General features: G+C 60.9%; 7 protein-coding genes. 6 read left to right on the top strand and 1 reads right to left on the bottom strand.

What is annotated here, in order from left to right; all coding sequences use genetic code 11:
• Positions 1–58 precede the first annotated feature (58 nt).
• From phnF to phnN, 3 genes are read left to right on the top strand one after another with little or no spacing between them, the layout of a single operon-like run.
• On the top strand, positions 59–790 hold the full coding sequence (gene phnF / locus HDE77_RS09745) for a phosphonate metabolism transcriptional regulator PhnF (RefSeq protein ID WP_184417129.1): 732 nt from the start codon (positions 59–61) through the stop codon (positions 788–790).
• Positions 790–1467 carry a DUF1045 domain-containing protein gene (locus HDE77_RS09740; protein ID WP_184417128.1) on the top strand — a complete coding sequence of 226 codons (678 nt, stop codon included), beginning with the start codon at positions 790–792 and terminating at the stop codon, positions 1465–1467. Before phnF ends, HDE77_RS09740 begins: the two co-directional genes overlap by 1 nt.
• Positions 1464–2009, top strand: a complete 546-nt coding sequence (gene phnN / locus HDE77_RS09735) for a phosphonate metabolism protein/1,5-bisphosphokinase (PRPP-forming) PhnN (protein WP_184417127.1) — start codon at positions 1464–1466, stop codon at positions 2007–2009. The genes HDE77_RS09740 and phnN overlap by 4 nt, the downstream gene beginning before the upstream one ends.
• A 42-nt stretch (positions 2010–2051) precedes the next feature.
• Here phnN and HDE77_RS09730 read toward each other — a convergent pair whose 3' ends face one another.
• A complete protein-coding gene (locus tag HDE77_RS09730) occupies positions 2052–3353 on the bottom strand; it encodes a DUF5690 family protein (RefSeq protein ID WP_184417126.1) in 1302 nt (433 codons plus the stop codon).
• 611 nt (positions 3354–3964) lie between these two features.
• Here HDE77_RS09730 and HDE77_RS09725 point away from each other — a divergent pair.
• The 3 genes from HDE77_RS09725 to HDE77_RS09715 all read left to right on the top strand — a co-directional run bounded on the left by HDE77_RS09725 (position 3965) and on the right by HDE77_RS09715 (position 11316).
• Positions 3965–6619, top strand: a complete 2655-nt coding sequence (locus tag HDE77_RS09725; protein WP_184417125.1) for a TonB-dependent receptor — start codon at positions 3965–3967, stop codon at positions 6617–6619.
• A gap of 98 nt (positions 6620–6717) precedes the next feature.
• Positions 6718–8727 (top strand): tetratricopeptide repeat-containing sulfotransferase family protein, encoded by a 2010-nt coding sequence (locus HDE77_RS09720; protein ID WP_184417124.1) that lies wholly within the window; start codon positions 6718–6720, stop codon positions 8725–8727.
• Positions 8728–8889: 162 nt separating this feature from the next.
• Positions 8890–11316: an alkaline phosphatase family protein gene (locus HDE77_RS09715; RefSeq protein ID WP_184417123.1), complete on the top strand. Its 2427-nt coding sequence runs from the start codon at positions 8890–8892 to the stop codon at positions 11314–11316.
• Positions 11317–11455 lie beyond the last annotated feature (139 nt).

The following is an 11455-nucleotide window of genomic DNA, read 5'->3' as shown; positions in this document are numbered from 1 at the left end:
TTCCAGCAGGCCAGCGTGCCGCTGCCATGACGGTGAATAGACAGGCGGGTGAAGTGGTATGAGCGAAATCGAGCGCGGGCGTGGCGTGGCGCTATGGAGCCAGATAGGCGACATCCTCGCCGACGACATCCTTAAGGGAAGGTTGCCGCAGGGCCAGATGTTGCCCTCGGCGCAGGAGTTGGCTACCCGTTTCGACGTCAACCGCCACACCGTGCGTCGAGCCATGGCGACGCTGGAGCAGCGCAATCTGGTGCGCACCGAACAGGGGCGCGGTACGTTCGTGCAAGAGCAGGCGCTGGACTACCCAATCAGCCGGCGCACTCGCTTCAACCAGAACATGCGCAACCTCAATGTCGACACGGACACCGAGATCCTGGAAGACGCCCGCGAGCTACCGCCGACGCAGGTGGCAGAAGCGCTGGGCCTTGGGCGCAACGAGTATGTCTATCGCATCGAAACGATGAGCCGGGCCGATGGCCACATCGTCGATCACAGCACGGCGTATTTTCCGGCGGCGCGTTTTCCCGGACTACCAGCGATCTATCGGCGTACGCAGTCAGTCACCCAGACGCTGAACGAATTCGGCATCACCGACTACGTGCGCAAGCACACCCGCGTTTCGGCGCGCCTACCGGACGCCCACACCGCGCGGCTGATGAAGCAGCCCGCCAACCGCCCCATACTGCATGTGCAATCGATCAATGCGGATCCGCGTGGCATGCCGGTGCAATATGGCATCACGCGCTTTTCGGGTGACTGGGTGCAGCTCGTGCTGATGGCGGGTGATTGATGCGTTATGCGATTTATTTCTGCCCCACCGGCGACGGCGCGCTGGGGCGCCTGGGTCATGACTGGCTGGCGTCGTCGACCGATGCGCCGGAACTGCCAGGCATCAGCGCAGAACGACGAAATGCGTTACTGGTCAAGGTACGTCGCTACGGTTGGCATGCGACGATCCGCGCCCCTTTCACGCCGATGGGCAACGTCACCTACGCCGATGTGCGTCGTGCAATCACCTCGGTTGCGCACGCTCGCGCATCGTTTGAATTCCCGATGCACATTCATCGGCTAGCCGGCTTTCTTGCTCTGCGCCCCTGTGTTGACGGCCTCGCGCCCAGGCAGCTGGCTGCAACCTGCCTGAAGGCATTGCTGCCCTTGTGTGCCCCTTTGTCGAACGTGGTGATGGATCGTCGCAGCGTCGGTCTCGATGCGGATGAAATCGCCTTGCTTCGAGACTATGGCTATCCCTATGTACTGGATCGCTACCGCTTTCACCTTACGTTGTCAGCGCCCGCCACCGAGTTTGAAGAACAAGCCATGCGCCAATGGTTGGCACCACGTGTGGCCGAGCTTCCGTCGACGCGAGTGGATGCGCTGTCCATCTGTCGTGAAGTCATGCCGGACGGCGCGTTCGAGCTGGTTGAGCGGATTCCCTTGTGCGCACCAGACATGGAGTACACGCCATGAGTGAAGGACGCTTGTACTACGTGATGGGTCCATCGGGTGTGGGCAAGGACAGCGTACTTGGCTGGGTGCGGGCGCATGGTGTATCCCACGACGTACTCTGCGCACACCGCTACATCACCCGACCGGCGGATGCAGGTGGCGAAAACCATGTGGCTTTGAGCGAGGCGGAGTTCCTATCTCGTGCCCATCGCGGCCTGTTCGCGTTGACCTGGCAAGCCCATGGTCTGCACTACGGTATTGGTCGCGAAATCGAGCACTGGCTGGATCACGGAGTGACGGTCCTGGTGAATGGTTCGCGCGATGCCTACCCGCAGGCGCGCGATCGCTTCCCCGCGCTGCAACCAGTGGTGATCACCGCCAGTAGCGAAACCATCGCCGCCCGCCTCGCTGCGCGGGGTCGCGAGAGCGACGCGGATATTGCCGCACGAATCGCGCGCCACGATGCCTATCAGGCGCCGTGCGGTGCGCTGGTGATTCACAACGACGGCAGCCTCAACGACGCCGGCGACACCTTGTTGAAAGCCATAACGCAGTCTCGCTGAGTCGAAAAGGAATCGTCGGCGGCTTCCTCCCGATGCAATGACTCAGGCGAGTGTCGGCATCGCGGCCGGCATCTCGACACGCCGGGCCTTGGCGTGGAAGTAGAAGGCCGAACTGAGGGTGATCAGCATGCCGATGCCGGAGAGCGCAACCACAGTACTGGCATAAAACGCCGACCAAGACAGGTGCATGCCGCCGAATTCCTTGAACAGAATGATGGCGACGCTGCCCATATATCCGCTGGCGTCCGAGATATACATGATGAAGCCGACGTTGCCGCCCACCCGGAACGTCGCCAGCAGGCGTTCGAAAAACGTGCAGTTGTACGGCACGTAAGCGAGGTACAAACCAAAGCCGCTGCCGCCGACCCACCATACCGGGTCGATCATTCCACGACTGTGCAGCCAGGTGGCGATCACGGCGAGGGCAAAGCCGCTGAAGATCATCACATGGTTCAGCATCAGCGCCTTGAAGTTGTCACGCACCAGCATTGTGCAGGCGGTGATCAGTAGCACGGCGATGGCAATCGGCACCTCGGTCTGGGTGAACACGGCGGCGCTGCTGCCAAGGCCGAGGTCGGCCCAGATCTCGGCCGCAAAGTTGTCGCGGAAATCGCGCATCACCGTCAGAGCGACATACGCCATCGCAATCATGACTATGCCGGGCAGAAAGCGTGCCAGGAAGGCGCTGCGACTTCGCGCATCCATCGGCATGCGCGCACTGCGCGCGGCCATGTCGTCGGCACTCGGCGGCGGCAGGCGTTCGAGCACCCACGTCGCTAGACATAGCGGTGGCACGAACACCATGCCGGTGACAAACGGCATCCAGAACTCGCTGACTCCGTACCTGACCATCAGGTACTTGCCCACTGTTTTCACCACGCCAGAAGCGACAATGAAGCTGGCACACATGAAGGCGCCCATGAGTTCCGTAGCGCGCCGGCCCTCCAGGTAACCGAAGATCACCCCCCACACCATGCCGAGTGGCAATCCGTTGAGGAACAGGCAGGCGATGTTCCACGGAGCCGGAATCAATGCAAAGCCAAGCAGCGCCAGCCAGGAAAAGCCGATGAGTCCGGCCAATGCCTGGGCGCGATTCTGGCGTTGCATCTCGGCGATCCAGGTAATCCCCCGAACCTTGCTGAGCATGTAACCGAACACCTGGGCGATGACCAGCCACACCTTGTAGTCAACGCCGGCGAAATGCAGGCCGGCAAACTCGGCGGCCGTAAATGGCTTGCGGAACGCATACATCGAGGCGTACGCGAGAAATGCGGCGCCGCCAGCAAGCAGATTGATCGCCATTCGATGACGATGTTGGCCAGACAGCCAGGAAGCGAAACGCATACCGACAACCCTTTGCGGAGTGTCCGGCATGTTGTGGCCAGCACATGACAGCGTCGTGGCGTTGTCTAGGCCGGAAGGCGGATCTGGCGTAGCTCGAATCTACGGAACAGAGAAAGACCGCACGTGCAGTCACCGGAAAAATTTGCGCGGAGCGCGTCTCCTGTCTGCAGTCAGCTGCGCCATTGACCAATGACTGAAACTTCTTGCGTTGTGCGACCAGCCGTGGGGAGTGCGCCAGGAGTGGTCGCGCTCGCGCCACTCGTCGTGCTTCATTTAGACAAGCCGATCTAGATGACTAGCCCAGGATGTCGCATCCGCGACGTCGCGGCGCAATACCCGCACAACACGCATGCAATGAGACTCAGCTGAAATACGACGTGCCGTCATCCGCAAGGCATGCCTAGGGGAACGCTTGAACTTTTTTACTCACCTTGAGGGTGCTTAACGGCGTTGCACCGCACTCGACGATGCCTTGTGCGACCTGTCGCAACTGTTGCCCGCGAAATCCAATGACTCCACAACCGCCCATGCCGTCAGCGGCGCCACTCGCGTCGCTGACGGCTGATGCCGCGTCGTTGTGACACTCAGCTAAAGACCATCTGGAGAGACACTTGAAAGCCAATAAGATCGCCTTCGCGGTGCTGACTGCGCTAGTTGCATGCCGCGTGTCCTATGCCGCTGAAGACAACACCGCACCCATCAACAACGCACCGGCCGCGAGCACACCCGCGGCCGCCGCAACCGCCGTTGCCGCGTCGCCCGCTGCGTCGTCCGGTGCCACCACGCTGCAGACGGTTGCCGTCACAGCTCAGCACACCGTCCAGGACATCCAGGACGTGCCGATCACGATTCAGGCATTCACCGGCACGACGTTGCAGCAGTTGAACGTCTCGTCATTCAATGACCTGATCAAATACCTGCCAAACGTGACCTTTGCCGCGAACGGTCCGGGCCAGGGCAACATCTACATGCGCGGCCTGAGCACCGGCTTTCTCGGCAACCAGTCCAGCGCATCCATTGCACCGTTCCCGAACGTGGCCGTCTATCTGGACGACCAGTCGATGCAATTCCCGGCGCGTAATCTCGATGTCTATATGGTGGACATGGAGCGCGTCGAAGTGCTCGAAGGTCCGCAGGGCACGCTGTTCGGCGGTGGCGCCGAAGCCGGTGCCGTGCGCTACATCACCAACAAGCCGAATCTCGACAAGTTCGGCGGCAATGTCGAAGCCAGCGCCGGCGTCACTGCCGGCGGCGGCCCGAACAATTCAGCCAACGCGGAGCTGAACCTGCCGATCATTCCCGGTACGTTCGCGGTGCGTGGCGTGATCTTCAACGATCATCAGGGTGGTTACATCGACAACGTGCCGAGCACCTTCACTCGCCAGCCGACGGACGGCGGCGGTGCGATGGCGCCTTACGTGGCCGCCGGTGGTACATCGGTTGCCAATAATTTTGACGTGGCGCAGAAGGACTGGAATCCCGTCGACTACCAAGGCGCTCGCCTTTCCGGGCTGTGGAAGATCAACGACGACTGGAACCTGCTGATCGCCGAGAGCTATCAGAACCTGGATGCCAAGGGCCAGTCCTCGACGTACCCGGTGGGTTCGGACGGCCAGACGCTCGGCACCAATCAGATCACCGCGTTCGTGCCGGCCTGGAACAACGACCATTACACCAACAGCGCCTGGACGTTGAATGGCCAGATTGGCGATCTCTCGCTGGTGTATGCCGGCGGCTTCACCAATCGTCACATCAGCGAGCAGCAGGACTACACCAACTATTCGCGCAGTGCCGGTGGCATGTATTACAGCTGCACCGGTACCTCGGCGGGTCTGTCCAGCGCCGGCAAGCCGATCTGCTATTCGCCGATCGGTTATTGGAACGACCAGGTGGCCAGCACCCACCAGAGCCATGAGCTGCGATTCAGCACACCGGAAGACTACCGCTTCCGTGCCATCGGCGGTCTGTTCTATGAAGACTTCAACATCGACGATCACATGGACTTCAACTACAAGACCATACCGTCCTGTACGCCGCAGAACCTCGCCAGCGCGCTCGCCGACGGTGCGCCCTGCGTGGCCAACGCGATGTCCTCGCCGGGCGTCATGCTCCCCGACAACACGGCCTTCGGCGAAGTCGAACAGCGCGGCTACAAGCAGGAAGCACTGTTCGGCTCGGCGTCGTATGACATCATTCCGGATGTCCTGACCGCGACCGCCGGCACGCGTTATTACCACTACTCCGAATGGCAGACCGGTACGGAGTTCTATACCACCGCCAGCCAGGTGAACGTACCCAACGGCACCTACGTGGGCGATGACACGACGATGAATTACCACACCACGTACCATGGCTTCAAAAGCCGTGCGAACCTGCTGTGGCACATTGCACCGAACACGATGGTGTACTACACCTTCTCGCAAGGCTTCCGTCCGGGCGGTTTCAACCGCACCACTTCTCAGGTGGCGAAGCTTGATGGCCAGCCGCAGTACCAGAAGCCGACCAGCTACGCGCCCGACACGCTGACCAATAACGAGGTCGGCTTCAAAACCACGTTCTTCGATGACCGCATGCTGTTCAACGCCTCGGTGTATGACATGCGGTGGGACAACGTGCAGATGCAATTCTTCAACCCGTTGGTGCTGGGTAACACCACCTTCGCGGTCAACGGTCCGAACTACAAGGTGGATGGCCTGGAACTGCAATTCCAGGCGCGGATCACCGATGGCCTGTCGATCATGAGCTCGGGTTCGCTCAATCATGCCAAACAGACCAACTCCCCATGCCTGGTCAACAATATTCCGGCGTCGGCCAACTTCGGCGCCTGCATTGTCGAAACCGGAACCATTGGGGCCCTGGCGTCGTTCGCCAATCCTTTCGGCGAAGTGGGTAGCACGCCGGCATTCTCGCCCCGCTCGCAGTTCAATGTGCGCCTGCGCTACGACTGGACGTTCGGGGATGCCTACAAGGCGTTCTGGCAGGTTGGCGCAAATCGGACCGGTTCGATGTACAACCAGCCGGCAACCTATCCGAGCGGCGCGGGCGTGACGGACGTCACCACGGTGGAGCTGCGTTACCTGCAGGCTGCGTATACCACCGTCGACGCATCGCTGGGCGTGGCCAAGGACAACTGGAACGTGTCGCTTTACGGCACCAACCTCAACAACAGTCATGCCAGCGTGTTCACTTCCTCGGCCCAGTTTATTGAGTCTCAGGTACCGGTGCGTCCGCGCGTGATAGGTGTGAAGGTCGGCTTCAAGTTCTAAACGGCCAACCTCGCCTGTAGTCGATGCAAACAGGTCGATGCAAATAGAATGGGGCGGGCAGGAAGCCCGCCCCCTCTTTGATGGTTTTCTCAATTCCCATGAACGCTACAGCAACCGCCCCAACCCTCTCGCCGCTGGAGCTTCACCTCGAGCGCATCCGCCAGCTGCACGTGGACGGGCAGCACGCGCAAGCCTTGCAGGCAGCCGAAGCGTTGTTGATCGAAGCACCCGGCCACTACGAGACGCTCTATCTTGCAGCTCGCAGCCAGCGCTACCTGGGACAGATTGAAGCCGCCCTGAAAACCCTGGCGCGCATGGAACAGCAACGTCCCCCTTACAGCCGCATGCACGAGGAGCGCGGCCACTGTTACGTGGTGCTGCGCGATGCGCCGCGCGCGATCGACGCGTTGCTGCTTGCGGTCAACATAAACCCGGCGCTGCCTTCGAGCTGGAATCTTCTCGAAGGCCTCTACCGCATGACGGGCGATGCCGCCAACGCGGCAACCGCCGCCTCGCACGTTGCCACGCTCAAGCTGTTGGCGCCCGATGTCGTGCGCGCCACCAGCCATTTCTCCGACGGCGAACTGGATCCCGCCGAACAGATCATCCGCGCCTATCTCCTCAAGGCCGGCAACGATGTAGAGGCGATGCGCCTACTCGCCCGTATCGGCGTGACGCGCGACGCGCTTGACGATGCCGAAACACTGCTCGAAGCCGTGCTGAAAATTGCGCCGGATTATCGTGCCGCACGCTACGACTATGCGTGCGTACTACTCGAGCGCCACCTGTACATGCGTGCCTGCGAGGGGGCCGAAAAGCTGCTTGCCATCGATCCCGATCATCTCGATTACCGGGCGCTATACGCCAGGGCGAGCGTCGGCCTGGGCGAACACGATCGCGCGATCACGCTGTACAAGGAGCTTCTGCAAGTGGTGCCCGGCGCGGCCGATCTGCATCTGTCGCTCGCGCATTCGCTGAAAACGCAGGGACGGCAGGCGGAATCGGTTGTGGCCTATCGTACTGCCGCTACCGTCCGCCCGGATTTTGGCGATGCTTTCTGGAGCCTCGCGAACCTGAAAACGTATCGCTTCTCCGATGAGGAGATCGCCCGAATGCGCGCTGCGGAAGCAGCGCCGACTTCGCAAACCGTCGATCGCTACCATCTGTGCTTCGCGCTCGGCAAAGCGTTCGAAGATCGCGGTGATTATGCTGGATCGTGGCGTTATTACAGCCAGGGGAACGCGCTCAAACGATCCGAGAGTCGCTATCGCGCCGAGATTATCGAAATCAACACGCGCAAGCAGATCGAGGTGTGCACGCGTGAGTTCTTCGCAAGCCGCGCAGGCGCTGGGGCTCAGCGGCCGGATCCGATTTTTATCGTCGGGCTGCCGCGCGCCGGCTCTACGTTGATCGAGCAGATACTGGCATCCCATTCGCGAGTCGAAGGCACCCATGAATTGGGCGAGATTCCGCGCATCGTGCTTGATCTGCAGGGGCGGCAACCGGACCTCGATAATCCGCGTTATCCGGGCGCCCTGGCCGAGCTCACTCCGGAGGATTTTCGGCGGCTCGGTGAAAAGTACCTGGGCGATACCCAAATCTATCGCGGCAACCAGCCATACTTCATCGACAAGATGCCGAACAACTTCCGGCATATCGGGCTGATCCATCTGATCCTGCCCAACGCAAAGATCATCGACGTCCGACGCGAGCCGATTGCCTGTTGCTTCAGCAATCTGAAGCAGCTCTTTGCCACCGGCCAGGAATTCAGCTACAGCGTCGATGACATTGCGCGTTACTACCGGACCTATCTCGATGTCATGCAACACTGGAACGAGGTACTGCCGGGTCGCGTACTGCGTGTTCATCATGAGGATGTCGTCGATGATCTCGAGAGCAACGTGCGGCGGATTCTGGATTTTTGTGGACTTCCATTCGAGTCGTCCTGCCTTGAGTTCTACAAGACGGCACGCAGCGTGCGTACGGCCAGCTCGGAGCAGGTCCGTCAGCCGATCTTCCGTGACGGGGTCGATCAGTGGAGGAACTACGGGCCATGGCTGGGTCCTTTGAAGGACGCCCTCGGTGATGCGCTCGTGCGCTATCGCTGATGGCTCACGACCAAGATGAAGTGACATGAGCCCCACATCGGCCGCAAGCCGCGCCAGAATCAAAGTTGTCATCTCTAACATGCAAACATCTTCAGAGATGCTGGATGACCTGAGCCGCGAGAGGTCCGTGGACAGTTCAAGAACTGACTACCGGGATACTTGATGAAACATCTTTTATGGGTACTGGTCGGCTTAGCTGCACTCATGTCCTTGGCGGGTTGCGATGGCGCACATACCACGACAGGTCATGCGAACTATCGCGTGAGCGGTATTGCAGGCAGCAGTTCGCCACTTGTCGGCGTGCCGGTGACAGCCACGGACAGCGCTGGAAATCGCACGCAATCGAGCGTGACTGACTCACACGGCCGCTACACGATCGAGTTGAAGGGTACGGGACCCTTTGTGCTGACGGCGCCGTTCAACGATAGCGATGGCACGCCGACTACGTTGTCAGCCGTCATTGTTCTGCCACCTGACGGAGCGATGCCACACGACGTGGTGAACCTGAATCCGCTGACCACGTTGCTGACGCAGCGTGTGCTGGGAGCGGTGCTTCACGACGCGCCTGGCGCGGCACAAATGACCGCTGCCGGAATCTCCGCCGAGCGCATTGCCCAGGCCAACAAGGACCTGGATGGCGTCCTGCAGCCGCTGTTCACGGCATTGAAACTACCCGTGCATTCTGTTGCGGGTCCGATCGGTGAGCCGTCTTACCAAGCGAATGCGGATGATCCGCTAGGCAATCTGTTCGCGCTCACGCGCTTCAATGTGCACGACGGCACGGTTGCTGTCGGCAGCGATGCCGACCGCGCGGTTGTCTCGATTCCTGCGAGCGGCGCATTGCCCGCCGCCGTACCAGCCAGGGCGGTTGCGTCAGCTGTGGCGCTGGCCGAGGGCCCGACGACAACGCCCATCCAGCACGTGATCGTCATCATCGGCGAGAACCAGAGTCTGGACGGTCTGTTCGGCGGCTATGTCCCGCCGCCCGGCCAGACGATCAGAAATTTGTTGTCCGAAGGCATCATCAAGGCTGACGGCACGCCAGGGTCCAACTTCAGTCTGGCGACGCAGAGCGAGGGTGCGCTTCAAACCAACTACACCATCGACCCCGTTCGCGACGGCGCCTACCGTACGTTGCCGCAACCGAAGACGATCGGCGAGCTGGATCCCGTCACGTTTCAGATCGCTGGCGGGCTTCCCGACAAGCGTTTTCCCGCGACGCTGCCCAACGGCCCGTTCCAGATCACCCGATATGTGCCGTACAGCACGACGGGCGCGGCCGTCGTGACCGGAGATCCGGTGCACCGTTTCTTCCAGATGTGGCAGCAGACGGGAGGCGATAACCGCAGGCACGACATGTTCACCTGGGTGTCTGCCACGACCGGAATGGGCGGCGACACCAGGGGCGTCACGCCAGCCAATCCATCGCAGGGCGGCGAGCTGATGGGTTTCATGAATATGTCGACGGGTGATGCTCCGCTGTTCCATACACTGGCGCAGACGTTCGCCCTGAGCGACAACTACCATCAGTCCGTGATGGGCGGCACCGGCGATAATTTCTTCTCGCTGGCCACGGCCGACATGCCTTATTTCAACAAGGACGGAGTGATCGCTGCGCCGCCGCCGAACCAGATAGAAAATCCGAGCCCGATGGCTGGCACCGCGAATTTCTATGTCCAGGATGGGTATGAAGGCGGCTCGTACGTAAATTGTTCCGACCCCGCGCAGCCGGGCGTCGGCAGCATCCTGGCATTCCTGCGCGCGAAGCACATCGAGAGCAAGTGTGCGCCCGGCGCGTATTACCTGGTGAACAACTACGACCCTGGCTATGACCTGGATGGCAAGGTCCAGCCGATCGGTCCGAACAATTACAACTATCCGCCGCAGACCGTGCCCACCATTGCGCAGGCGCTAGCGCGCAAGGGCGTGACGTGGAAGTGGTATACCGGCGGGCGCGATCCGGCGGATCTCACGACGGACGCCGCTGTCATGCATCTGCCGGCGGCGGTGGCGCAAAAGCAGCAGTACAACAACATCGGCGATCCGCTGGTGGGGTCGGCCGACGTGATGGCGGATGCAGCCTTGAAAGCAAGGCTTGCGGGACTCACCGCGTTCTTTGACGACGTGACGAATCACACGTTACCAGCGGTTTCGTTCGTCGTCCCGAAGAATTTCGATAGCGGACACCCCGGCTATTCGGCACCGGCAAGCTATGAGGCCTTCCTGCGAACGATTTTGGCCAAAGTGCAAGCCGACCCGACGCTATGGGCGCATACGGCGATCCTGATAACCACCGACGAAGGCGGCGGCCACTTCGACACCGGTTATATCCAGACTCTGGATTTCTTTGGCGACGGCCCGCGTATTCCGATGCTGGTGGTGTCGCCTTATGCGCGCCGAGGCACGGTCGAGCATACGTACTACGATCATGCCTCGGTGCTGAAATTCATCGAGCGCAACTGGCGCCTGCCACCGCTGTCGACACGCAGCCGCGACAGCTTGCCGAATACGGTGACTCTTGCGGGGAATCCCTATCAGCCGATCAATACGCCGGCCGTGGGTGACCTGATGTCGATGTTCGCGTTCTGAATGCAGCGAAGGCCTCATATGATGGCTAGCTTCCATTCGATCCCTGGCTGAGCGGTGTGATGCGTTCTGGATGGATGACACGCAGCGGTATCAGGTCGGCGGCCTGCGCCGGCCCAGTACTGTTTTCGGCGATCAGCCT

The sequence above is a fragment of the Rhodanobacter sp. MP7CTX1 genome (assembly GCF_014205795.1).
Classification (GTDB): Bacteria; Pseudomonadota; Gammaproteobacteria; order Xanthomonadales; family Rhodanobacteraceae; genus Rhodanobacter.
Note: the sequence above shows the minus strand (reverse complement) of the source record. Positions and strands in the feature narration are given on the sequence as shown.